This window comes from Methanomethylovorans sp. (genome assembly GCF_041305605.1).
Taxonomy (GTDB): domain Archaea; phylum Halobacteriota; class Methanosarcinia; order Methanosarcinales; family Methanosarcinaceae; genus Methanomethylovorans.
In genome coordinates this window covers 21,447-44,414 of sequence record NZ_JBFYLB010000085.1, presented here as the reverse complement: position 1 = coordinate 44,414, position 22,968 = coordinate 21,447, and the positions used below count along the sequence as shown (strand labels likewise).

Sequence of the window (22,968 nt, the reverse complement as noted above, 5' to 3'; positions counted from 1 at the left end):
CAACCTTATTTGAGATTTGCTTTATATGCAGCCAGCAGCCTGTTGAGATCCTCTTCCGAATGTGCAGTAGAGAGGAAATTCGTCTCGAACTGCGATGGAGGCAGGAATATTCCGCTTTCCAGCATCCTGAAGAAGAATTTCAGATAACCTTCCTTGTCACACCTGAGTACTTCATGATAGTTGCGGGGTTTATCTCCAAAGAACACCTTGAACATCGAAGATACACCACACACGTTGTAGTTAAGACCAAGATCTTCAACTATATCAGTGATATCTGCACGCAATTTGTCTCCGGTGGCATTGAGTTTCTTGTGCACATTTTCCTTTTCCAGAACATCCAGGACAGTAAGTCCCGCAGCAATGGATGTGGGGCTGCCGCTAAAAGTGCCCGCCTGGTATACACCTCCGGATGGTGCTACCATTTCCATGATCTCACGTTTTCCTCCGAACACCCCTATGGGCATGCCACCGCCTATGATCTTACCTAATGTGGTCATATCCGGTGTAACTCCGTAGTATTCCTGTGCTCCGCCCATGGCCATGCGGAAACCTGTGATGACTTCATCAAAAATAAGCACTACATCGTTCTCTTGTGTGATCTTGCGCACTTCTTGCAGGTAACCGTCATCAGGCAGGATGGGACCTACGTTACCCATTACAGGTTCCAGAATGAATGCAGCAATATCCTTTCCGTACTTTTCCATGACCTCTGTAAGTGCCTCTATATCGTTGAAAGGCACTTGCAATGTATTTCTTGTGAAGTCTTCAGGTACTCCAAGAGAGTCAGGTTTTCCCAGGGTGGTGGCACCTGAGCCGGCTTTAATGAGCACTGCGTCATGTGCCCCATGGAAGCCGCCTTCTATCTTGATGAACTTGTTCCTGCCGGTAAAGCCACGTGCAACACGCAGGGCGCTCATGGTTGCCTCAGTACCGGTGGAAACGAACCTTGCCATATCTATGCTGGGGTAGAGTCCTGAGATCCTTTCGGCAAGCTTTATTTCCAATTCTGTTGGAGTGCCGTATAACCAACCCTTGTCAAGCTGTTCAATGATAGCCTGCTTTATCTTTGGGTTGGCATGTCCCAGCAGTTTTGGCCCATATGCAAGGCAGAAATCAATATACTCATTGCCATCGGCATCGGTTATCTTTGATCCAGAGGCTGATGCTGTATAAAAGGGGAAGGGTTTGATAGCCCTGACGGGACTGCTCACTCCACCCGGAATTAGTATTCTTGCTTTCTCATATAATTCTTTAGATTTCTCCAACGACATAAGATCACCATTTTATTTTATTTCAGCATCCTTGCCAGGTCCTTTGCAAAATAGGTTAATATCATGTCTGCTCCCGCCCTTTTGATAGAGAGCAGGGATTCATACATAACCTTCTTTTCATCCAGCCATCCCATGTGTGCGGCAGCTTTAAGCATTGCAAACTCCCCGCTGACATTGTATGCAGCAGTGGGCATCTTGAACTCTGTCTTGATTCGATAGAGTATATCGAGGTAAGGAAGGGCAGGTTTTACCATTATCACATCAGCCCCTTCCAATATATCCAGTTCTGCTTCTCTTATTGCCTCATCTGAATTTGCAGGGTCCATCTGATAACTGGAACGATCACCAAATGAATATCCGGAATCTGCTGCTTCCCTGAAAGGACCGTAAAAAGCAGAAGAATACTTTGCTGCATATGACATTATAGGTACATCCTTGCAGTTATTTTCGTCAAGTGCATCTCTTATAGTACTTATCATCCCATCCATCATTCCCGAAGGAGCTACCATATCTGCTCCGGCCAGTGCATGGCTTACTGCTGTTTTACCAAGCAATGGAAGTGTGGGATCGTTCAATATCTGCTCGTGTTCCATATCAACAACGCCACAGTGGCCATGACTTGTATATTCGCACAGACATACATCTGTTATCACATACATGTCCTTTCCGAGCTCGTTCTTTATCTCGCGTACAGCCCTCTGCACTACGTCGTCTTCACCCCATGCGCTACTTCCCTTTTCATCTTTTGTGGAAGGTATCCCGAAAAGTATAACCGCTGGAATCCCCAGGTCTGCAGCTTCCTTTGCATCATCTGCTGCCATTTTCACGGGGAGCCTGGACATTCCCGGCATGGAGGACATTGCCAATGGTGAATCAATATTTTCGTCCACGAACATGGGGTAGATAAGATCATCAACCGAAAGTGAGGTCTCACGCACCATATCTCTTATCTTGCCGCTTCTTAGTCTTCTCATCCTAACCTGTGGGAACATTTGATCACTTCTGTCACTTGCATTTGTCCTTATTCGTTTCCTGGGTTCTGTCAATGTTGAATAGCCTTGAAACTACATCCAGTAGTTCATCATCATTGATTTCTGCAGCATTGCGTAGTACTTTTGTAGGCTCTGCCAGTATCTTGTTGACAATGGAGTGTGTAAGGTCATCCAGCACCTTGTTCTCAATTTCGCCGATGGTATGATAGGCACGCAGTTTAGTTACTGCACGCTCTTTTTCCTGTTTCCTTACGTTATACACATTGGCATAAATGGCAGAAACTATATGATCAGCTTTCTGCTGTTTATATTGTTTCAGAAGCAGGCCCAGTTCTTCCTCAACTATCTTTTCTGCCTTCTTTGCTTCTTCTTTGCGTTGTGCAAGGCTCCTTTCATTTATTATCCTTAGATTATCAATGTTGTATAGTTTGACGTGCTCGATCTCTGCAACATTTGATTCTATATCCCTTGGATTGGCTATATCGATCAGAAGGAGTTCTCTGTCGCGGCCTTTCATGATTTCTTCTATCAAAGATCTTCGGAGTACGTAGTGAGGTGCAGATGTTGCACTGATAACTACATCCGCCTTCCTTACATGTTCGGCCAGATTCTCAAAACGCACTGCATGACCTCCCATGCTATCGGCCAGATCACGGGCTTTTTCAAAAGTGCGATTTGCTATATATAATAGATCCATTTCCCTATGGGCAAGCGCTCTGGTAACCAGGGTCCCCATCTCGCCGGTACCTATCACAAGCACCATTTTACCCTCCAGCCCACCAAGTACCATCTCAGCCAGGTCCACAGCAGCCGAACCAATAGACACTGCACCCCTGTTCACTTCTGTCTCTGTGCGGACGCGTTTACCTACTTGTATAGCTTTGCTGAAGGCGGTATCAAGCATTCTCCCGGTAGTACCTACTTTTTTTGCAAGGAGGTACATATCTCTGATCTGCCCAAGGATCTGGTCCTCTCCTACTATCATGGATTCCAATCCGCAAGCCAGCCTCAGCAGATGCAGGAGTGACTCCTGGTGGTCCAGGAACTCAACTACCTGCAAAGGAAAAGCCATACTTTTTGCAAAATTGAACAGCACACTGCTCCCCTTTGGAGAAACCACATATATCTCTATGCGGTTACAGGTCTTCATCACCACACATTCGTGGACGAATTCATTAGAATAAAGTTTTCTAAGCACTTCTTCATGATCCCCATTCCAGGACCTTTCCATTTCCTCTATGCTGGCTTTGGAATGGGTTATCACCATGCTGTTTATCTCTGTCAATGTGCACCTCCATCGTTGCTAATGGCTGGCTCCATGTGTGAGATATGGGAGTGTGGTTCCATGATATCAATCTTTCTTATTGATTTGTTCCTGTACTATATCATATGCTCTATTATACCCTTTTTCATATGAATCCGAAATATCTTTCCAGACGATAGCATCTTCCAGTACTTTCCAGAGTATTGATCTACGCCTTTTCTGGTCTTCCACATGTTCCTTAAGATATGTTCTGATATCATTCTGCAGGATTATCATCTGCTCGTATTCAGAGGTAATGACCTTTTCGATTTTTTGTCGGACATATCTTGAGAAGGCCGGACTTGAACCAGTTGTGGAGATACCTATCACAAGATCTCCTCTGCGGATCACAGCTGGTATGGTGACTTCACCGATAGTATCTACCTGGTTTGTCAATATGTTCAGGGACCTTGCAACGGATGTGATCCTATCGTTTATTTGTCTGTTGCTGGTAGCAGGTATCACAAGGAATGCACCATCGACCAGTTCCTTGATCTCATTATCGGAAAGGGACCCTGCGTCCATTTGTATCAGAGTTACACTTTTTTGTTTATATAGTTCTTTGAGCCTTTGAGAAAAATTTCTGCTGATTACCATAGTTCCTGCATATTCGCTGAACAATTCGGCTTTTCTCTCCCCGACAGATCCTCCGCCAAAAATTACCACTTTTCTGCCATGCAGGTCAACCATCAGCGGAAGAAAACTTTTTTTCTCTGGCATGATATTCTCCTGTATAATTCTGGAATGTTTGATGTTACTACAATCTGATGCCTGTTTTCTTGAACTCTTTTTCACTGAACATAACTTTGTAGTCGTCTATGCCGGTGGCTTTTGATATCTCTTTGGCAATTGCCAGGCAGTCATCACGGGAATAAGAGTGGACCATTGTGAAAACATTGTAAGGCCAGCCAGGATGGCGGGGGCGAGCATAACAATGTGTCACGTCATCTATGGATGCCATAAGCCTGCCCACATCTTCTACTTTTTCATCAGGAACGTTCCAGACACACATTGCATTAGCAGTGATGCCGATGTCCCTATGTCCTATGGAAGCGCCAAATCTTCTGATTATGCCCTGTTCCCTCATCAGAGTGATATGTTTAACAACTTCTTCTTCGGTTATGGCAAGTTGCCGCGAAATCTCGTGATAAGGGGACGAAGTAATAGGTATGCCTTCCTGTGTCAGAAGAAGTATCTGTTTTTGTATTTCTGTCATTTCCATAGCATCACTTTATCTTGAAATTAACTCCTATCTTGAACAGGTGAGTGGTGGGCAGGTCCATCATTGGGCATTGAATTTTTCTTTTAAGTTCATCGAGTATTTCATCCAGGCGTTCTCTGCTGGATGCGGAAAGTGTGAACCATACATTATAATCCCCAGGGCGCAGATAATTGTGTGATACTTCAGGATAGGAATTTATGAGTCCTGCGATATGTTCTATTTTGTCTTCCGGGGCCTTTAAAGCAACAAGCGTACCTACACGGCCGGTTTCTTTACTGTTGATTATAGGTCCTATACGCCTCACAGCTCCCTCATTCTGAAGGCGTTGCATGCGATGTATCGCTTCTTCTTCAGAGATGCCTATTTCATTTGCCAGTATCCTGAATGGATGCACATCTAGTGGAAAACCCAGCTGTATAAGATTGAGAAGTCTCTTGTCTGTTTCATCTAATTGGATCATGTAAATCCTCGTTTTTAGGTATGTAAATACAATACGGTTCTTCAGCGAGATAATCGCCCGTTGCCGCATAGGCTCTTGCCCTACACCCACTGCACACGTTCTTGAATTCACATCTTCCGCATTTGCCTTTCAATCTGGAAGTATCTCGCAGGTCTCTGAACACCTGGGCATCTGTCCAGATATCTCTGAAGGGCTGCTGCTTTATATTCCCTGCAAGAGCTGGCAGGTATCCGCAGGGGTAAACATCACCTGTACTGGAAACAAAGCAAAAACCGGTGCCTCCCAGGCATCCTTTAGTCATCGCCTCGTATCCATGTGTTTTTACCGAGATCTCAATACCTTCCTTTTTGGCACGCTGGCGCATGATCCGGAAATAATGAGGTGCACATGTTGCCTTCAACTGGATGGACGTTGTTTTTTGCTGATCATAGAACCAGTTAAGAATGCGCTCATATTCCACAGATGGGATCTCTTCGTTTTCCAGTTCTTTGCCGCGGCCGGTAGGTACAAGCAGGAATATATGCAATGCTTCGGCACCGATCTCCTCTGCCATTTTCAGGATAAGTGGTATCTCACCCACATTCCGTTTTGTAACGGTAGTGTTTATCTGGAACTCGATACCTGCATTTTTGAGTGCTTCTATACCCTTCATGGAACCTTCAAAAGCACCGGGAACACAGCGGAAATCGTCATGTGAATCAGCTGTAGCGCCATCAAGACTTACACTGACTCTCTTGATTCCAGCATCATGGAGTCGTTTCGCAACCTCCGGAGTAACAAGGGTACCATTTGTGGCAAGCACAACTCTTAGTCCTTTTTCAGTACCGTAATGTGCAAGTTCGTAGACATCTTTTCTGACAAGAGGCTCACCACCGCTAAGGATCAAAATAGGGTTCCCCAGTTCTACTATCTCATCTATGAAACGTTTTGCTTCCTTAGTATCAAGTTCTCCTTCAGGGACTTGCGAAGTAGAGGCTCCTCTGCAGTGTTTACATGAAAGGTTACAGCCAGCGGTCAGTTCCCATGCAACTAATCTGGGGGGTTTGAAAGAAGGTTCCATATTTGGTTCCATATTGATCTCGAAGGATTTCATTTATTTTTAGTAATTAGTTCCAGAATCAAGTTCAGCCAATATTTTTGACACTTCACATTTCCTGTCAATCGCCTTAAATAGGATGTGTCTATACTCACTAACCCATATTAATAATTAGTTGTGTTACGTAAAGATGCGGACATGTAACTATGATATATGGGCATTTGTTCATAGATGATCTGTATGCTATGAAGGTGATAAAGTGGAAGCTTTCCTTTCCGCCTTTTTTATAACCTGGATAGTTATACTTTTATATATCCTGCATATGATGAGGACTTATTCTCATTTGCAGCGTGAACTAAACATACTTAAGAAAATGGGTAGGAATTGAGTTAGGTATGGAAAAACAGCAAAAAACTATTGTAGCGATCCTGTTCGTAACATTGGTTGCGGTGATAGGCCTTTGGGGAGTCGATTTATCCCAAAGCTATTCCATGGTATCCGAATTGACAAATGATCCCCAGCCTCATATCGGAAGTGAGGTCAATACCATGGGTAATATAAAGAACGGGACTTTACAGGTAACTCCGGGAGTAATTACTTTTTTCCTGGTAGATGTAGAGGATCATGTTTCTGAGATTGAGATCGAATATACCGGTGAGCTGCCTGCAAGCTTTGCTGAAGGGCAGGGTATCAGTCTAAGCGGAACCATGGTTTCTGCTCAGAAGATAGAAGCGCACCAGATAGTGATGGGGTGCCCATCTAAATACACTGAATAATGTTATGTGAACGATAAAGCAAGATAGCGGAAATGATGGAATTATGAGAGTAGAGGATTTTGAGGAGTATGAGCAGATCAACTTAGCGCTTTCTGATCTTATCCAGAAGATGGATGACTCTTCCCAGATGAAGAAGATGTTAAATCATGTGTGCAGTTCGGGTGGGAAAAAAATAAGACCTCTCATTCTCATTCTTTCCACAGAGGTGTGTGGTGGTGATAAGAGTAGAAGCATCGATGCTGCACTTGCCATTGAGCTGATACATTCCGCTTCTCTTATTCATGATGATCTTCTTGACGGAGGTATACTTCGAAGGGGATTGCCTTCGGCACATGAGAAATATGGGGTTGCTGCTGCACTTCTTTGCGGTGACTTTCTCATATCCAAGGCGATAACACTTATCTCTCCCTATGGGCGTGATGCTGTCTATGAGTTCGGAAGTGCAGGAATGCACATGGCTGAAGGGGAGACGATTGATGTAAGGAGTGTGAACGAGGAATTCAGGCAGAAGAACTATTTCGAGTGCATAAATAAAAAAACAGCTTCCCTTTTTGCATCCAGTGCGGCTATTGGGGCCTATATCGCAGGATGCAGTAAGGATGAGGCTCTGAGGTTCCATGCTTTCGGGGAGAAAGTGGGTATAGCATATCAGATAGTAGATGACCTTCTCGAGTTCCTTGAAGAACTGGAAGATAAAAAATCCACACAAGAGTCAGTTACCTTGCCCCAGATATACAGTCGTACCTTAGGACGTGAAGAAGCAGTAGAAAGGACTATTGCAGAGGTTCACAGGTATGTGGGGTTTGCCAAAGAACTGCTAAGTACTTTCAGACCATGTCCTGCACGGGAAAAATTGTTCATGATCACAGATCATATAACTGTTGATCTGCTCCCAAACAGGATCTGAATTCTTCTATTTATTTCAATTTCAAGGTGAACGGATGCGCGTATACGATAGATCAGTTATCAAAATAGATGCAGGTATAGAGAATGGGAAAGTGGTGCTTGAAAGTGAGGGGCCACTAAATCCTATTGCTAAACCCATCATTAGCAGGATCAATAATATTTTTCAGGAAGAGAAACCCATATATGTTGATGATCAGAACATAGTTTTTTCGACATGGGTACCTCCTATACCAGGTGACGTCTTCAACAGGCTCATAAGTGCAGAAATAAGTTCTATATTAAAAAAACGGGTTCCTGATCAGTTTTCTATTGGAATAACTTCCAGATGCCCAAATAATTGCATACACTGTGGTGCTGCTGATATTGTAACAAAGCAGGAGCTCTCCATTGAGCAGATCAATAGTGCGGTAGGGCAGGCTATTGAACTTGGTTCTTACTATGTTTCCTTTGATGGCGGTGAGACCATGATGCGCAATGACCTCACTGAAATGGTAAAGGCTGTGGATAAGAGTAAGGCAATAGTTACCTGTTTCACTTCCGGGTTCAGGCTCACAGAAGAAAGGGCTAAGGATTTGAAAGCTGCGGGTCTTTATGCAACACATATCAGCATCGATAGTCCCAGGGAAGAGGAACATGATCGTGTTCGAGGACGTAAAGGGGCTTTTCAGGACAGCCTCCAGGGTATCAAAAGTACTCTGGAAGCAGGGATGCTGGCTGATATGTTCGTAGTAGTTTCGCCTCATAATATTGATTATCTTGAGGATTTCTACGGACTTGCCGAGAGCCTTGGTATGCATGAATTGTCCATATATGAGATTGTTGCAGTGGGTCGCTGGCTGGAACATGAGGATGAAGTCATCTCCGGATCAGATGTGAAGATGCTGGGCAGGTTCCAGAAGGAAAAGAACAGGAAAGCAGATGGTCCAAGAGTAACAGCTCTTCCTTATTTTATGGGTCCTGACCAGTTTGGTTGTTTTGCTGGCAGAAGATGGATGCATATCACTGCAGGCGGTGACGTTCTTCCATGTGCATATACACCTCTTTCTTTTGGGAATATAATGGAAGAAGGATTGGATACTGTATGGAAGCGTATGGGGCAACATGAGGCTTACAGGAAACCTGCGGATTTTTGCAGGATGCGGGACCAGAAATTCAGGCAAAAATACATCCATGTTATTCCTAAAGATGCCACTTTGCCATTGAGAATGGACATGTCTTAACAAAAGATTCTATCTCTGTAATAGCTAGGAAGACGCCTTCCGTGGTATCTTTATTTTTATTTTGGTCATAATCACGGTATTAAATTAATATAATAATATAGTTTGGCGGGGCTCATGATACCGAATACTTTATATTCAAAGTTACAATTACAGTGGGTATCTTATCATATCAAGCGAATTAGTAATCACCTTTGCATGAGGATTATGCATGGCCAAAGATAAAATCTTATCAGAAATCAAGCAAGCAGAAGCCAATGCACGGAAGATGGTGGATGGTGCCTTAAAAGAAAAAGCCGAGCGTACTACCAAAGCCCGTGTTGAGGCCAGAGAGATTATAAAGCAGGCTGAGGTTGATGCCCATAGGTCGGCTCAGAGCACTCTCAAGTCTGCAGAACATGAGCTAGCTTCCGAAAAACAAAAAATTATCCTGAAGGGCAAAGAAGAAGCAACCGTAGTTTCAAAAAATTCAAAGGCAAAAGTCGATACTGCGGTGGAGAATCTGATTAGTGAATTTGAGAGGGCGATCCATGCTTAAGCCAAGGCAAATGAGTCGTGCTTTAATAGTCGGCCACAAAGATCTCCTTGAAGAAACGGTCGAGGCTCTTCACACAATAAATCTATTTCAGATAGAGGACTATATTGAGGACGATTCGGGTCTTAAAATCGGCAAGCCCTTTGGTGATGTGGATTCTCTTTCAAAGACATTGATCAAGATTAGATCAATAGCCAGTTTTCTGGAAGTTAAGGACGAATCTACCGGGAAACAAAAAGTTACCATTCTTTCTGATAAACTGAATTCTACTCTTGAAGTGCTGGACAAGGAAGTGTCCACAAGGACCGAAAGGAAGAATGGGCTGGAAACCCGTGTTAAAGAAATCGAATCCATCAAAAAAGACCTGTTGCCTTTTGCAGATATACCACTTGATCTTGATCTATATCGTGGATATGAAAATCTGATGGTATTCCCAGGCGTTGTTAAAGGGAACTTTGAAGCTGAAATTTCAAACATAACTGGATCCTATGAGTTATTCTCAGACTCTAAATCAGGAACAATTGTGCTTTTCGTGCCCAAAAAAGTTGTTGAAGCCACTTCTAAAGCTCTTTCAGGGTTTGAGTACAGGGAACTTAAAGTGCCGGATCAGAAAGGTACACCGGTTGAGATCATTTCAAGGATCGATGTAGAGAAAGCAGACCTTCTTAAGCAGATAGAAGGAATAGATGCAGATATCGCAGCTCTTAAAGATAAATATAAAGATTTCATCCTGGCAAGCAATGAGATGCTCTCTATCGAGGCCGATAAATCTGAATCTCCCCTACATATTGCCACATCCGAAAGCGCGTTCCTCATAGAGGGCTGGGTTCCTTCTGACAGTTATAATAAGCTCGAAAGGGCCATTTCCAAAGCAACCCAGGATCGTGTATTCGTAACACAACAGGAGATAGAGCATGAACAGGAACCAGTGGTTCCCGTAGAGTACGACAACCCCAAGATTGTCAGACCTTTGCAGGAGATCATGAACCTGTATGCACGTCCCAGATATAAGGAGTTAGACCCTACTAGCCTTATATTCATCAGTTTTCCACTGTTCTATGGAATGATTCTTGGTGACATTGGCTATGCTTTGATTCTGATGGCACTTGCTTTCTTCATCAAGAAAGCAGTAAAATCTGATGCAGTAAAGCCTCTCATGGACATACTGATCTACTGTCAGATATCTACTTTGATTTTTGGTGTTCTTTACGGAGAATTCCTCGGATTCCCACTTGCAGGTATTGTATCTCATGGGGAAGTCGAGGCAGGCTTGATTCCAGGCTTTAATACTATCGATCTGTTTGCTTCCCCTGTAGGTGGAGAGATGATAACTTATCCAATACACAGGACTCATCTCGTTATGACGATGATAGTACTGACAGCGTTGATCGGTATCATCCACATTAATATCGGATACATCCTGGGATTCATAAACGAGAACAGAAAACATGGTTTTACCACAGCTCTTCTGGAGAAGGGTAGCTGGATGGTAATTGAGCTTGGAATATTGCTAGGAGTTCTTGGATACACCGGAGTTCTCCCATCTGCAGTGGCATATGCAGGCATAATCGTATTCCTTATAGGTTTCGCGATGCTGCTCAAAGGTGAAGGTATCAAAGGACCTGTGGAATTACCGTCCTTACTTAGTAACTCTTTATCCTACACTCGTTTGATAGCTGTAGGATTATCTTCAATCTATATTGCATCCACTGTCAATATGATTGCGTTCGAGATGATGTGGCCCGAGAAATTTGGGCCTATGACAGTTTTTGCAATACTTGTATTTATATTCGGGCATGCTTTAAACACTGTCCTGAGTATCATTGCCCCCGGACTGCATGCTTTGAGGTTGCAGTACGTAGAATTTTTTGGAAAGTTCTACGAGGGAGGCGGACGTAAATACGATCCATTTGGATATATTAGAAAATACACGGAGGAATAATAAAATGGCAGATGTAGCAACAGCAGCAGCAGCAGTAACATATATGGACCCAGCAGGGTTGAAAGCAATTGGTGCAGGACTTGCAGTAGGTCTCACTGGAATTGCATCAGGTATAGCAGAAAAGGATATCGGTAGCGCAGCAGTAGGTGCAATGGCAGAAAACGAGGCTCTCTTTGGTAAAGGCCTTATATTGACTGTTATCCCAGAAACCATCGTTATCTTTGGTCTGGTAGTTGCACTGCTTATCAGCTAAATATTTAAGAGCGCACTTGCTCTTAAATTTTTAAAAGGTGTTGAGCATGGGACTTGAAATGGTTGTTAAAGATATCATGGATGCTGCCAGTGCTGAAGTGTCCAGAATAAAATCGGAGGCAGATGCTGAAGTTTTGCAGATTGTTGTAGAAGCTAAAGACGAAGCTAAGCGCATTATGGGCGAGAGTCTTGCAAAAGCCGAAGATGATATCAAAAGGATGAAGCAGCAAGAGATATCCAGTGCAAATCTTGAAGTGAAACGCACTTTGCTCAATGCACGCAAGGAAGTACTCGAAGAAGTCTATGACCGTACCTTTGCAGCTATTTCTTCTTTGCCTGAAGCGAAGAATAAAGAAATACTAAAAGTTATTCTCACAAACAATGAAGTCAAGGGTAAGAAGATTTACTCCAATGCGAAATCTGAAAAGCTTGTAAGGGAATTGTCTTCATTGGAATATGCTGGCAACATCAACTGCGCTGGCGGTGTGGTCATAGAGAACGAGGATGGAACTATCCGTCTAGATTATACTTACGATGTGATCCTGAAAGGCGTGAATGAGCAGTTTTTGAAACAGACATCTGACATCTTATTCGGGTGATTCTTAAATGCGGTTGTTGCAGAGATTGAAGCAGGGGTTCAATACCCAGAAGTCACGGCCTCAAGGTCATTCCAACTATGCATACACTACTGCACGTGTACGTGCAATGAAAAGCAAGTTACTTCCTCAGGAAACATATCCAAGGCTCATGAACATGCAGATTGATGAGATCACAAGGTTCATTGAAGAGTTTGAATACAAAGAGGACGTTGATGAGCTTGCAAGGTTGTATGAAGGTGTCGATCTCATTGAGCATGCACTGAACAGGAACCTGGCTGTGACCTTCACTAAACTTATTAGTATATCTGAAGGCGAACTGAATTTCCTGATCTCTGAATACTTAAAGAAATACGACATATGGAACATCAAAACAATCCTTCGTGGAAAATATTGTGGTGCATCAACAGATGATATTCTTGAGGCAGTTGTTGCAGCAGGCCGCCTTAGTTACACTTTCACTTCGGAATTGGCTGCAAAATCCACTTATGAGGATGTCATTACATCATTGTTGACAAGTGAATACTCCTTAATTTTGAAGGAATATGATGGAAAGAACCTGTCGGAGATAGAGAACCGCCTTGATAAGAAGTATTATGATGACCTGTTCCAGGCCATCGGGAATCCAAAATCCAAAGACCAAAAACTTTTCAGTAAATTTATCAGGACTGACATCGACTTAAAGAACCTGGTTACATTGTTCAGGCTTAAGAAGTATGGACTTACAGATCCATCGATGGCAGACCTTCTTATAGAGGGTGGACTCAAGCTAAAGATCCAGGAAATGGAGAGAATGCTTTCTTTATCCTTCGAAGATTTTCTTGTGGAGCTGGAGAATACTCCTTACTGGGAAGAAATATCTGATTGTTGTGGGCCAAAAATGGATTCTCTTATATATGTTGAAACAAGGCTCAGGAAACTCAGGCTTAAATCTGCAGCAAGCTTCTCACATGTCTATCCTCTTTCGATTGTACCTATTATGGATTATGTCCTTAGTAAGGAAAACGAGGTTAGCAATCTGCGCATGATCGTCCGTGGGAAGGCAGTTGGTCTAAGCGATGAGGAAATCAAGAATCAGTTGGTGATCTGATGGAGCTTGCAGTAGTAGGTAGCAGCGAGTTTGTCACTGGATTCAGGCTGGCTGGAATAAAGAAGATCTTTGAAGTTAATAATCATGTAGAACTTGAACCTACTGTAAAAAGAGTGCTTGAGGATAGGAATATCGGAATACTCATATTGCATGGCGATGACCTGTCCAGACTACCGGAGATGTTGAGGGACACGATCAATGAATCTGTCGAACCGACTGTTGTTACTCTGGGAGGTAGTGGTCAAAGTTCGAACTTAAGGGAAAAGATTAAACAATCGGTAGGTGTAGATCTGTGGAAATAAAAGGTGAAATTTATCGTGTGGCCGGACCAGTCGTTACTATTACCGGTATCAAGCCAAAAATGTATGAAGTGGTCAAAGTTGGTCACGAAGGATTGATGGGTGAGGTCATCAGAATCGAAGGTGATAAAGCTACAGTCCAGGTATACGAGGACACATCTGGAATTAAGCCAGGTGAGCCAGTGGAGAACACCGGTATGTCCCTTTCTGTAGAACTTGGTCCAGGTCTATTGGAAAGTATTTATGATGGTATCCAGAGACCTCTGAAGGTTCTCCAGGAAAAAATGGGGGATTTCATTCAGAGGGGTGTAACTGCAAACGGACTTGACAGGGAGAAAAAATGGGATTTCAAACCCGTTGTCAATAATGGTGATAAGGTAAAGGGTGGAGAAGTTATCGGTCTTGTACAGGAGACTCAGAACATTGAGCACAAGATCATGGTCCCTCCAAAGGTTTCAGGCACAGTGGCCGAAATAAAAGCCGGAAAGTTCACTGTGGAAGAAACAGTTTGCGTACTTACAGATGGTACTAAACTACAGATGATGCAGAAGTGGCCTGTCAGAGCACCAAGGCCAGTAAGTAAGAAACTCTTACCAAAGACTCCTCTTATCACCGGTCAGAGGATCCTCGACGGACTTTTCCCGGTTGCAAAAGGAGGTACCGCTGCAATACCAGGGCCATTCGGTTCAGGAAAGACAGTTACTCAGCAGCAGCTTGCCAAGTGGAGTGACACTGATATCGTGGTCTACATCGGTTGTGGAGAACGTGGTAATGAGATGGCAGATGTGCTCAATGAGTTCCCTGAACTGCAGGATCCAAAAACTGGCCGTCCACTTATGGAACGTACTGTGCTCATTGCAAATACTTCCAACATGCCGGTAGCTGCTCGTGAGGCATCAGTATACACTGGTATCACTATCGCCGAATACTACCGTGACATGGGATATGATGTTTCCCTTATGGCAGATTCCACTTCAAGATGGGCAGAAGCTATGAGAGAAATTTCCTCAAGGCTTGAAGAGATGCCTGGTGAGGAAGGTTATCCAGCTTATTTGTCAGCAAGGCTGTCAGAGTTCTACGAAAGAGCAGGTTACGTAAAATCCCTCTCAGGCGTGAATGGTTCCATTACTGTTATCGGTGCAGTATCCCCGCCTGGAGGCGACTTTTCCGAACCGGTCACGCAGAACACTTTGCGTATCGTAAAGGTTTTCTGGGCTCTTGACGCCAAGCTTGCACAGAGAAGGCACTTCCCAGCCATCAACTGGCTTACCAGTTACAGTCTTTACAGCAACTCTCTTGCAGGATGGTTCAGTGAAAACGTCGCTCCGGATTGGAATGCTCTCAGGAACAATGCAATAGACCTGCTCCAGCGTGAATCTGAACTACAGGAGATTGTGCAGCTCGTAGGTTCCGATGCTTTGCCAGAGGACCAGCAGCTGGTCTTGGAAATATGTCGTATGATCCGTGAATACTTCCTGCAGCAGAATGCATATCACCCTGTGGACACTTACTGTTCGTTCGACAAGCAGTACAAGTTGCTTAAAGCCATATCCAAGTACAGTGACATGGCAACAACTGCTCTGACAGCAGGGGTTCCAATGAAAGATATTCTAGCCTTGGAGTCAAAGGATGAACTGGCAAAGGTCAAGTTCGAAGAGAATTTCGACAAAGCACTTGATGAGGTCCTGAAGAAGATGGATTCTGAGTTCGCAAAGCTTGGAGGCAATTAAAATGACCAAGGAATACAAGACTATAGTAGAAATATCAGGCCCTCTTATATTCCTCGAGAAGACCGAACCAGTAGGTTACGGTGAACTTGTGAATATCAACCTGCCGGATGGCAGCACAAAGAGAGGCCAGGTGCTTGACACATCAGCTGACATAGTGGCTGTGCAGGTGTTCGAGGGTACCGGCGGACTCAACGAGGAATCCGGAGTAGTGTTTACCGGCGAGACTATCAAATTACCAGTTTCAAAGGACATGCTGGGTCGTATCCTTTCAGGGTCCGGTGAACCTCTTGACGGTGGGCCACGCATAGTTCCTGAAGACAGGATCGATGTGAATGGTGCATCAATGAACCCTTATTCAAGGATGCCACCTGAGGAGTTCATCCAGACAGGTATCTCCACGATCGATGGAACCAACACCCTCGTAAGAGGCCAAAAGTTGCCAATTTTCTCAGGTTCAGGTCTTCCACATAACGAGATCGCCCTACAGATCGCAAGGCAGGCAAAAGTCCCTGGTTCTGAAGAACCTTTCGCAGTAGTATTTGCGGCAATGGGTATTACTAATGAAGAAGCACAGTACTTCATGGAAGACTTCGAGAAGACAGGTGCTCTTGAAAGGGCAGTGGTGTTCCTTAACCTTGCAGATGACCCGGCAGTTGAACGTCTGATCACTCCAAGAATGGCTCTTACAGCAGCTGAGTATCTTGCATACGAGCATGACATGCACGTGCTTGTTATTCTTACAGATATCACCAACTATTGTGAGGCACTGCGTCAGATGGGTGCAGCCCGTGAAGAGGTTCCAGGACGTCGAGGTTATCCAGGTTACATGTACACTGACCTCGCATCCCTGTATGAGCGTGCAGGTGTCATCAAAGGCAGAAAAGGATCTGTGACACAGTTCTCCATCCTTACGATGCCCGGTGACGATATCACTCACCCGATCCCGGATCTTTCTGGCTACATTACCGAAGGACAAATCGTGGTTTCAAGGGAACTGCACAGAAAAGGTATCTATCCCCCTATCAACGTTCTGCCATCACTATCCCGTCTTATGAACTCCGGTATCGGTGCAGGTAAGACAAGGGAGGATCACAAAGCAGTTTCCGACCAGATGTATGCAGGATATGCTGAAGGTCGTGACCTCAGAGGCTTGGTGGCTATCGTAGGTAAGGAAGCATTGTCTGAAAGGGATCAGAAGATTCTTGAATTTGCAGATCTGTTCGAGAACAGGTTTGTGCGTCAGGGAAGGAACGAGGACAGATCCATTGAGGATACATTGAGCGTTGGATGGTCTATTCTGTCAGAGCTTCCGGAAGCACTGCTTACAAGGATAGACAACAAGTTCATAGACAAGTACCACCCTGCTCATAAGAAAAGCAACTAAAGGGAACCTGGTGAACGAACATGGGCGCAAAGGATGTTAAACCAACACGGTCTGAGCTTATAGAGCTCAAGAAGAAGATCAAGCTCTCCCAAAGCGGCCACAAGCTGCTCAAAATGAAAAGAGATGGATTGATCCTTGAGTTCTTCGATATCCTTAGCAAAGCAAAGGATGTTAGGTCCGAGTTGGACAAAGCCTATGAAGTGGCTAATAAGAAGATAGGTCTCGCAAATGCTGTTGACGGTATCATTACCGTCAAATCCACAGCTTTCGCCTTGGAGAACATTCCCCAGATCGAACTTGAAAGCCGGAACATAATGGGTGTCGTGGTCCCCAAGATCGAATCCTCCAGTGTACGCAAATCCATAGAAGAACGTGGCTATGGTATATTGGGAACAAGTTCCTACACCGATGAAGCCGCAGACGCCTATGAGAAACTGGTGGAAAATATAATTGTTGCAGCAGAGATCGAGACTACTATGAAGAAGCTGCTCGATGATATCGAAAAGACCAAGCGCCGTGTCAATGCTCTTGAGTTCAAGGTCATACCTGAAATGCAGGAAGCTATGGACTTTATCAGGCTCCGTCTGGAAGAGATGGAAAGAGAGAATACGTTCAGACTCAAGAAGATCAAAGGATAATATTCTCATAATATGGAGTCTGGAAAGCCCGGAGATGATCGGCCTAATATGGTCGATCGTTTCTTCACAGAACTTGGTAAACCCCATAACCTGGCAAGAATTTTAAGATGGGCCTGGTTTATCTCATTGTTTGTACTGGTTTTGGGCTATATCCTCATTTTTTTACATCTGTCAGGCAAATTAGACCTTTGATACTCAGTTATTGAGTTGTTTCATTTTTCATTGATCTTAGCCTTTCCAGTACAGACTGTGCATGGTCCTTTGTTCTCACACTATCCCACATATTCACAATGCTGCCCTCAGGGTCTATAAGGAATGATGTTCTCACAGTACCCATGGATTCCCTGCCCATGAACTTTTTCAGGCGCCATACATCGTACAGTTTATGCACAACGATCTCAGTATCAGACAGAAGTGTTATTGCCAATTCCTTTTTTTCAATGAACTTTTGATGGGATTCCATGCTGTCCCGGCTCACACCCAGAACCACTGCTCCCTCCGCTTCGAATTCGGCTCTAAGGGAAGTGAAGTCCTGTGCTTCCTTTGTACATCCCGGAGTGTTATCTCGGGGATAAAAGTACAGTACTACCCATTTTCCTTTAAGGTCTTGTAGGCATATCTCTTTCCCATCCTGATCAGGCAGGCAGAACAAAGGTGCTTGCTGACCTACCGAAAGTGAGTTTTCGGACATTGTATCTCCTGTTGCATATCTATTTGATTTAATGTGTAATAAGTTGACTATTTATTTCCCAATGAGTATTTATCCAAGCAGGTATAGTTTATCCCAATTATCGTTATATGACGATTCATATACAGCCTTTTTGGCTTAGAGGGTAGAAAATGGTATCAAAGGAACTCCCTTTCACAAAAGAAAAGATCTCTGAGATAATTGCACAATACCCTACACCTTTCCACCTGTATGATGAAAAAGGTATCAGGGAGAACGCTCGCAGGCTGAAGGAAGCCTTCGGCATATTGGAAGGTTTTCAGGAATTCTTTGCTGTGAAAGCTCTTCCAAACCCATATATTATGAAGGTCCTCAGGGAAGAGGGTTTTGGAGCCGATTGCAGTTCTTTACCTGAACTGTTGCTTGCGGAGAAGACAGGGATCGTGGGAGAACTCATCATGTTCAGTTCCAACGATACTCCGGCAGAAGAGTTCAGGAAGGCAAAGGAACTGGGTGCTATAATAAATCTCGATGATATCAGTCATATCAAATTCCTGGAAGAAGAGGTGGGTCTGCCGGAGCTTGTATGCTGCAGATATAACCCAGGTCCTCTTAAGGATGGCAATGCAATAATTGGTAAACCGGAGGAGGCTAAGTACGGCTTTACTCGTGAGCAGCTCTTTGAGGGCTATAGGTACATGAGGGATAAAGGTGTGAAGAGATTTGGCCTGCACACCATGGTCGCATCCAATGAATTGAATCCTCAATACTTTGTAGAAACGGCTAAGATCCTTTTCGAGCTCATAGCTGATATTTCCAGGGAGCTTGGCATAAAATTTGAGTTCGTGAATCTGGGAGGAGGCATCGGTATACCTTACCGTCCGGAGCAGGAGCCGGTTCCTTATGATGTCATTGCCAGGGGTGTGAGGGAGGAGTATGCAAAGATAATTGAGGTAAACGGTTTATCTCCTCTTAAGATCTACCTCGAATGTGGGCGTGTCATTACTGGTCCTTACGGGTACCTTGTCACTACTGTCAGGCACATGAAACATATCTACAAGGACTATGTAGGTACTGACGCCTCCATGGCCAACCTTATGAGGCCAGGGATATATGGTGCATATCACCATATTACTGTACTTGGTAAGGAAAAGGAGCAGTCAAGGTTCAAATACGATGTCACTGGTTCTCTATGTGAGAACAATGACAAGTTTGCAATTGATCGTATGCTCCCTGAAGTACAGCGTGGGGATATTCTGTTGATCCATGATACAGGAGCTCATGGTTATGCTATGGGTTTCAACTATAATGGCAAACTACGCTCTGCAGAGATCCTGCTGAGGCCAGATGGTAACTTTGTACAGATCCGCAGGGCTGAGACCGTGGATGACTACTTTGCAACGCTGGATATGGATGGTCTTACCAGTTTCAGTTAAACTGCAGTTTATGCTGGATATGAATTTCCAGCACTTTTATATATTCTATTCTGTATCTATATAGCATGAAACCAGCCCTTATCTTTGATATGGATGGCGTGCTTGTGGATTCAATGCACCTGCATGCTGCTGCCTGGAAGGCTGCTTTTTTGGAATCAGGTATCATCATATCTCCGGAATCCATTTTCAGGCTTGAAGGTGCAAATGATAGAGGTATCGTGGAAAATATCTTGTCTGAGAAGAGTATTTTCGGTTCATTCGACTCTTTTTCTTCAATAGCTGTCAGAAAACAGGCTCTTTTCAATATAATGGATGTCAAGCCTTTTCCAGGTATCACTGATCCCTTGGAACTGCTTTCCAAAGACTACTTGCTTGCAGTGGTTTCAGGTTCAGATCGCAATGCAGTTGATGGTATACTTGGCCGACATTTCAGCGTTAATTTCGATGCAGTGATATCGGGTGATGATGTCATTAAAGGAAAACCCGATCCTGACCCGTACTTAAAATCATTAGATTATCTTGGAGCAGACCCTAAGAATTGCATTGTTTTTGAGAATGCTCCCTATGGTGTGCAAGCTGCAAAAAATGCTGGCCTTTACTGTATCGGCATCCCCACTTATGTTGATCCTCAACTGTTGGGAATGGCAGATAAAGTATTGGAGGATCATCTCAGCTTAGTGGCATATCTCCATCGTTTGGTACGGTGCGAACCTGAAGATCCTTTTCCAGCAATTTTCTCATGAAAACTGCACCCTCCAGCTCAGACGCCATTTTTTTAAGCATCTTAGTATTCTCTTTTATTGTACTGCTGTCAAGTACTTCTCTTATCGACCTGAGCAGTGAATCGGCAGACACTTCATACTCCATCTTTTTCCCATATCCCATTTCATCTATTAGCTGTGCATTGTTCTCCTGTTCCTTTTGTCCACGGTCCGGGAATGCCAGTATCGGCACTCCATAACTTAATGTCTCCATAGTTGTTCCATGTCCGCAGGCACTGATTACAATATCTGTGCTATTGTAATAGGAGAACGGGTCAGCTATGAAATCCTGAACTTCCACATTCTCCGGCACTTCTGCCAATTGCCCTGGGCCAATGTTAGGACCCGTAACAATGGTGTAGTGAATGTCCTTGTCTAATTTTGCTGTGGAAATCACTTTTTGTAATATGGGAAGTCTGTAACCGAATCCTCCGATTGTGCATAATACGTGTGGATGGGCAAGTTCTTTTGCAGTTGCTTTCTTCGGTCCTTTGCGTATTATCGGTCCACTGTAATTTATCTTGTGTTGCACTTTTCTGGAAAAAGAAAGATTGTTCCTGCAAATAGTGTAAGGAAATGGAAAGTCAGGCACAATGATGGTATACACAATACCGTACACTTTGTCATAGAATATCTTTGTGAGCCTTCCAAGCAAGCTCATGAAAAACCCCTTTTCCTGGAAGTATTCTACCATGTTGGATTGATTTTTTGCTACCCAGTGTACATCACCTTTAATGTCCAGCTTTTCCTGGAAGTATTCTACCATGTTGGATTGATTTACTATAATATAGGCCGGGATATTTTTCAAGCGTGCAGCAAGTATCCCTAGGTAATATCCATCTGACACAACGGCATCAGGTCTTGAATTCTTCAGCAGCTTGAAAATGTGGGAAACTCCTGCAATGTCCACAGCAGACACGGTACTCTTTATGGATTCCTTCAGATCGAATGTTCCGGAATTTCCTACCAGCCTGAACTCCTGCGGTATTCTGTATACCTCATATCCCTCCTTTTCTATAAGTTCCTTTGAGTAACCATATGCCCCAAAATATACCTCATGGCCAGCAGCTAGCAGTTCCTTTCCCACGGCAATACACCTGCCTGTATGGCCTAAACCCTCACCACACATGAATATCAGAAATATCATTAGTATCTCCTAAGCACTTATATTTGTTACTTTTATGTCCTGTCATATATCATGTTCACCAAGAAACTATATAGTTAATAAAATTAGTATATTCTATAAAGATTATCTATTTATAAAATGCCACCTTTATATGCCATATACCCGGATGATATTCTACGGATGTGTGTATATTGCATAAAAGAGCACGTTTTTCCATAAAAAAAGTGCTTTCATCGGAGAAAGCAATGGAACTGATGGATGACGGATGGCAAAAGGCAGATCTGCATGTGCACAGCAGCTGCTCATATGATGTTCCTAAGAGCAGTACAGTTCATCCACAAATACTTTTTGAAAAGGCTATGTCGAAAAATATGAGTTATGTGACGTTCACGGATCATGACACCGTAGAAGCTTTCGACATATTGGGGTGGAAAAAAGAAAAACTGGTTCCAGGTGTCGAGTTATCTGTCACTGATAAGTCCAATGTGGGACACACTGTGCATATAAATGTCTTTGAGCTTGACAGCGAGCAGTTAACAGATATGAAGTCTATAGCAACAAAACAGCAAGATATATTTATGGTCATCGATTTTCTCAAAGACAATGATCTTCTTTACATGTACAATCATCCATTCTGGTTCGCGGTAGGAGAAAAGCCTAATTTGCTTGCCGTTCCAGAGCTAGCAAAGCATTTTCCTGTAATAGAATATAACATGCAGGATCTTAAACAAAAGAACCTGTTTGCAATGGCACTTGCCCATAGGTTTGGAAAAGGTATGGCTGTTACCACGGATAGTCATACCGGTGGTATCGGGGCAGTATATACAATGGCAAAAGGTGATGATTTCAGAGAGTATTTCAACAATATCAGTAAGGGTAACTATTATCTTGTCATGGATAATCCTATCTGGAAACATATTACTCAAGAACTTAGTGCGTGGATTGAGCTTGTTTTCAGCACGGATCGGCAGGTTGGAGCTGAATTCTTTACTGGTGTCACTTTGTTGGACAGGGCTGTCAGAATGGTTGCAAGTGACAAACTTGCTGGTTATCCCAGTGTTAACAGATTTACGATGAAGTCAATGCAGAAACTATCTACTTCAGGATTGCCTTTTTTTCTGTATATGCTATCAAAAAGGTCACAGATCTCAGAAATAAAGAATATAATGAATCTTCAGTAGCTTTAAGTAGCCTTAGGTATACTTGGGTGACTATTTTGAAAAACAGTACAGCCAGAATTAATAAATATGTCTTTCTACCCTTTTACATGCAGTGAGTCTGAATTCCTGGTCTGGGAGTAGGATCTTGATATTGCTCACTTATGTATGT

At 43.6% G+C, this 22,968-nt stretch carries 25 protein-coding genes; 16 read left to right on the top strand and 9 right to left on the bottom strand.

Annotated features, from left to right (window positions below; genetic code table 11):
* Window positions 1–5: 5 nt before the first annotated feature.
* From hemL to ahbD, 7 genes are all read right to left on the bottom strand, one after another.
* A complete protein-coding gene (hemL, locus tag ACCM36_RS05755; protein ID WP_370572798.1) occupies window positions 6–1,271 on the bottom strand; it encodes a glutamate-1-semialdehyde 2,1-aminomutase in 1,266 nt (421 codons plus the stop codon).
* A 17-nt stretch (window positions 1,272–1,288) separates the two neighbouring features.
* Window positions 1,289–2,263: a porphobilinogen synthase gene (gene hemB / locus ACCM36_RS05750; protein ID WP_370572797.1), complete on the bottom strand. Its 975-nt coding sequence runs from the start codon at window positions 2,261–2,263 to the stop codon at window positions 1,289–1,291.
* A gap of 13 nt (window positions 2,264–2,276) precedes the next feature.
* Window positions 2,277–3,548: a glutamyl-tRNA reductase gene (hemA, locus tag ACCM36_RS05745; RefSeq protein ID WP_370572796.1), complete on the bottom strand. Its 1,272-nt coding sequence runs from the start codon at window positions 3,546–3,548 to the stop codon at window positions 2,277–2,279.
* A gap of 66 nt (window positions 3,549–3,614) precedes the next feature.
* Window positions 3,615–4,286 (bottom strand): bifunctional precorrin-2 dehydrogenase/sirohydrochlorin ferrochelatase, encoded by a 672-nt coding sequence (locus ACCM36_RS05740; protein ID WP_370572795.1) that lies wholly within the window; start codon window positions 4,284–4,286, stop codon window positions 3,615–3,617.
* 37 nt (window positions 4,287–4,323) lie between these two features.
* Window positions 4,324–4,782 (bottom strand): siroheme decarboxylase subunit beta, encoded by a 459-nt coding sequence (ahbB, locus tag ACCM36_RS05735; RefSeq protein ID WP_370572809.1) that lies wholly within the window; start codon window positions 4,780–4,782, stop codon window positions 4,324–4,326.
* A 10-nt stretch (window positions 4,783–4,792) separates the two neighbouring features.
* Entirely contained in the window at window positions 4,793–5,248 is a 456-nt protein-coding gene (locus ACCM36_RS05730) for an Lrp/AsnC family transcriptional regulator (protein WP_370572794.1), read from the bottom strand.
* On the bottom strand, window positions 5,232–6,320 hold the full coding sequence (gene ahbD / locus ACCM36_RS05725; protein ID WP_370572793.1) for a heme b synthase: 1,089 nt from the start codon (window positions 6,318–6,320) through the stop codon (window positions 5,232–5,234). The genes ACCM36_RS05730 and ahbD overlap by 17 nt, the downstream gene beginning before the upstream one ends.
* 223 nt (window positions 6,321–6,543) lie before the next feature.
* Here ahbD and ACCM36_RS05720 point away from each other — a divergent pair, with 223 nt between their 5' ends.
* The 13 genes from ACCM36_RS05720 to ACCM36_RS05660 all read left to right on the top strand — a co-directional run bounded on the left by ACCM36_RS05720 (window position 6,544) and on the right by ACCM36_RS05660 (window position 17,649).
* Window positions 6,544–6,672, top strand: coding sequence for a CcmD family protein (locus ACCM36_RS05720; RefSeq protein ID WP_370572792.1), 129 nt, complete (start codon window positions 6,544–6,546; stop codon window positions 6,670–6,672).
* 7 nt (window positions 6,673–6,679) lie between these two features.
* Window positions 6,680–7,060: a cytochrome c maturation protein CcmE gene (locus ACCM36_RS05715; RefSeq protein WP_370572791.1), complete on the top strand. Its 381-nt coding sequence runs from the start codon at window positions 6,680–6,682 to the stop codon at window positions 7,058–7,060.
* Window positions 7,061–7,103: 43 nt separating this feature from the next.
* Window positions 7,104–7,967 carry a polyprenyl synthetase family protein gene (locus tag ACCM36_RS05710; protein WP_370572790.1) on the top strand — a complete coding sequence of 288 codons (864 nt, stop codon included), beginning with the start codon at window positions 7,104–7,106 and terminating at the stop codon, window positions 7,965–7,967.
* 34 nt (window positions 7,968–8,001) lie between these two features.
* Window positions 8,002–9,186 (top strand): radical SAM protein, encoded by a 1,185-nt coding sequence (locus tag ACCM36_RS05705; RefSeq protein WP_370572789.1) that lies wholly within the window; start codon window positions 8,002–8,004, stop codon window positions 9,184–9,186.
* 208 nt (window positions 9,187–9,394) lie between these two features.
* On the top strand, window positions 9,395–9,721 hold the full coding sequence (gene ahaH / locus ACCM36_RS05700; protein ID WP_370572788.1) for an ATP synthase archaeal subunit H: 327 nt from the start codon (window positions 9,395–9,397) through the stop codon (window positions 9,719–9,721).
* Window positions 9,714–11,660 (top strand): V-type ATP synthase subunit I, encoded by a 1,947-nt coding sequence (locus ACCM36_RS05695; RefSeq protein WP_370572787.1) that lies wholly within the window; start codon window positions 9,714–9,716, stop codon window positions 11,658–11,660. Before ahaH ends, ACCM36_RS05695 begins: the two co-directional genes overlap by 8 nt.
* Window positions 11,661–11,664: 4 nt before the next feature.
* Window positions 11,665–11,913: a V-type ATP synthase subunit K gene (locus tag ACCM36_RS05690; protein ID WP_370572786.1), complete on the top strand. Its 249-nt coding sequence runs from the start codon at window positions 11,665–11,667 to the stop codon at window positions 11,911–11,913.
* 46 nt (window positions 11,914–11,959) lie between these two features.
* A complete protein-coding gene (locus ACCM36_RS05685) occupies window positions 11,960–12,511 on the top strand; it encodes a V-type ATP synthase subunit E (RefSeq protein WP_370572785.1) in 552 nt (183 codons plus the stop codon).
* 7 nt (window positions 12,512–12,518) lie between these two features.
* Window positions 12,519–13,598: a V-type ATP synthase subunit C gene (locus ACCM36_RS05680; RefSeq protein ID WP_370572784.1), complete on the top strand. Its 1,080-nt coding sequence runs from the start codon at window positions 12,519–12,521 to the stop codon at window positions 13,596–13,598.
* Window positions 13,598–13,900, top strand: a complete 303-nt coding sequence (locus ACCM36_RS05675) for a V-type ATP synthase subunit F (protein WP_370572783.1) — start codon at window positions 13,598–13,600, stop codon at window positions 13,898–13,900. Before ACCM36_RS05680 ends, ACCM36_RS05675 begins: the two co-directional genes overlap by 1 nt.
* A complete protein-coding gene (locus ACCM36_RS05670; protein WP_370572782.1) occupies window positions 13,891–15,627 on the top strand; it encodes an ATP synthase subunit A in 1,737 nt (578 codons plus the stop codon). Before ACCM36_RS05675 ends, ACCM36_RS05670 begins: the two co-directional genes overlap by 10 nt.
* 1 nt (window position 15,628) lies before the next feature.
* Entirely contained in the window at window positions 15,629–17,011 is a 1,383-nt protein-coding gene (locus tag ACCM36_RS05665; protein ID WP_370572781.1) for an ATP synthase subunit B, read from the top strand.
* A 20-nt stretch (window positions 17,012–17,031) separates the two neighbouring features.
* On the top strand, window positions 17,032–17,649 hold the full coding sequence (locus ACCM36_RS05660; protein WP_370572780.1) for a V-type ATP synthase subunit D: 618 nt from the start codon (window positions 17,032–17,034) through the stop codon (window positions 17,647–17,649).
* 199 nt (window positions 17,650–17,848) lie between these two features.
* Here the strand turns inward: ACCM36_RS05660 and bcp are convergent, their stop codons facing one another.
* Complete coding sequence (gene bcp, locus ACCM36_RS05655; protein ID WP_370572779.1) at window positions 17,849–18,340, bottom strand: thioredoxin-dependent thiol peroxidase; 492 nt, start codon at window positions 18,338–18,340, stop codon at window positions 17,849–17,851.
* Window positions 18,341–18,489: 149 nt separating this feature from the next.
* On the opposite strand from bcp, the gene ACCM36_RS05650 reads away from it, so the two are divergent.
* Complete coding sequence (locus tag ACCM36_RS05650) at window positions 18,490–19,752, top strand: diaminopimelate decarboxylase (protein ID WP_370572778.1); 1,263 nt, start codon at window positions 18,490–18,492, stop codon at window positions 19,750–19,752.
* Window positions 19,753–19,817: 65 nt separating this feature from the next.
* Window positions 19,818–20,495 (top strand): HAD family hydrolase, encoded by a 678-nt coding sequence (locus ACCM36_RS05645; RefSeq protein WP_370572777.1) that lies wholly within the window; start codon window positions 19,818–19,820, stop codon window positions 20,493–20,495.
* Here the strand turns inward: ACCM36_RS05645 and ACCM36_RS05640 are convergent.
* A complete protein-coding gene (locus ACCM36_RS05640; RefSeq protein WP_370572776.1) occupies window positions 20,422–21,660 on the bottom strand; it encodes a UDP-N-acetylglucosamine--N-acetylmuramyl-(pentapeptide) pyrophosphoryl-undecaprenol N-acetylglucosamine transferase in 1,239 nt (412 codons plus the stop codon). The genes ACCM36_RS05645 and ACCM36_RS05640 overlap by 74 nt on opposite strands.
* Before the next feature lie 224 nt (window positions 21,661–21,884).
* On the opposite strand from ACCM36_RS05640, the gene ACCM36_RS05635 reads away from it, so the two are divergent.
* The gene (locus tag ACCM36_RS05635; protein ID WP_370572775.1) at window positions 21,885–22,820 is read left to right on the top strand and encodes a PHP domain-containing protein; all 936 of its coding nucleotides are present in this window, start codon (window positions 21,885–21,887) and stop codon (window positions 22,818–22,820) included.
* Window positions 22,821–22,968 lie beyond the last annotated feature (148 nt).

What these genes read in the sequence shown, in the direction of transcription:
- hemL (WP_370572798.1), bottom strand. Translation starts at nt 1,271, where the DNA reads ATGTCGTTGGAGAAATCTAAAGAATTATATGAGAAAGCAAGAATACTA.
- hemB (WP_370572797.1), bottom strand. Translation starts at nt 2,263, where the DNA reads ATGTTCCCACAGGTTAGGATGAGAAGACTAAGAAGCGGCAAGATAAGA.
- ACCM36_RS05740 (WP_370572795.1), bottom strand. Translation starts at nt 4,286, where the DNA reads ATGCCAGAGAAAAAAAGTTTTCTTCCGCTGATGGTTGACCTGCATGGC.
- ahbB (WP_370572809.1), bottom strand. Translation starts at nt 4,782, where the DNA reads ATGACAGAAATACAAAAACAGATACTTCTTCTGACACAGGAAGGCATA.
- ACCM36_RS05730 (WP_370572794.1), bottom strand. Translation starts at nt 5,248, where the DNA reads ATGATCCAATTAGATGAAACAGACAAGAGACTTCTCAATCTTATACAG.
- ahbD (WP_370572793.1), bottom strand. Translation starts at nt 6,320, where the DNA reads ATGGAACCAAATATGGAACCTTCTTTCAAACCCCCCAGATTAGTTGCA.
- ACCM36_RS05715 (WP_370572791.1), top strand. Translation starts at nt 6,680, where the DNA reads ATGGAAAAACAGCAAAAAACTATTGTAGCGATCCTGTTCGTAACATTG.
- ACCM36_RS05710 (WP_370572790.1), top strand. Translation starts at nt 7,104, where the DNA reads ATGAGAGTAGAGGATTTTGAGGAGTATGAGCAGATCAACTTAGCGCTT.
- ACCM36_RS05705 (WP_370572789.1), top strand. Translation starts at nt 8,002, where the DNA reads ATGCGCGTATACGATAGATCAGTTATCAAAATAGATGCAGGTATAGAG.
- ahaH (WP_370572788.1), top strand. Translation starts at nt 9,395, where the DNA reads ATGGCCAAAGATAAAATCTTATCAGAAATCAAGCAAGCAGAAGCCAAT.
- ACCM36_RS05695 (WP_370572787.1), top strand. Translation starts at nt 9,714, where the DNA reads ATGCTTAAGCCAAGGCAAATGAGTCGTGCTTTAATAGTCGGCCACAAA.
- ACCM36_RS05690 (WP_370572786.1), top strand. Translation starts at nt 11,665, where the DNA reads ATGGCAGATGTAGCAACAGCAGCAGCAGCAGTAACATATATGGACCCA.
- ACCM36_RS05685 (WP_370572785.1), top strand. Translation starts at nt 11,960, where the DNA reads ATGGGACTTGAAATGGTTGTTAAAGATATCATGGATGCTGCCAGTGCT.
- ACCM36_RS05680 (WP_370572784.1), top strand. Translation starts at nt 12,519, where the DNA reads ATGCGGTTGTTGCAGAGATTGAAGCAGGGGTTCAATACCCAGAAGTCA.
- ACCM36_RS05675 (WP_370572783.1), top strand. Translation starts at nt 13,598, where the DNA reads ATGGAGCTTGCAGTAGTAGGTAGCAGCGAGTTTGTCACTGGATTCAGG.
- ACCM36_RS05665 (WP_370572781.1), top strand. Translation starts at nt 15,629, where the DNA reads ATGACCAAGGAATACAAGACTATAGTAGAAATATCAGGCCCTCTTATA.
- ACCM36_RS05660 (WP_370572780.1), top strand. Translation starts at nt 17,032, where the DNA reads ATGGGCGCAAAGGATGTTAAACCAACACGGTCTGAGCTTATAGAGCTC.
- bcp (WP_370572779.1), bottom strand. Translation starts at nt 18,340, where the DNA reads ATGTCCGAAAACTCACTTTCGGTAGGTCAGCAAGCACCTTTGTTCTGC.
- ACCM36_RS05650 (WP_370572778.1), top strand. Translation starts at nt 18,490, where the DNA reads ATGGTATCAAAGGAACTCCCTTTCACAAAAGAAAAGATCTCTGAGATA.
- ACCM36_RS05645 (WP_370572777.1), top strand. Translation starts at nt 19,818, where the DNA reads ATGAAACCAGCCCTTATCTTTGATATGGATGGCGTGCTTGTGGATTCA.
- ACCM36_RS05640 (WP_370572776.1), bottom strand. Translation starts at nt 21,660, where the DNA reads ATGATATTTCTGATATTCATGTGTGGTGAGGGTTTAGGCCATACAGGC.
- ACCM36_RS05635 (WP_370572775.1), top strand. Translation starts at nt 21,885, where the DNA reads ATGGAACTGATGGATGACGGATGGCAAAAGGCAGATCTGCATGTGCAC.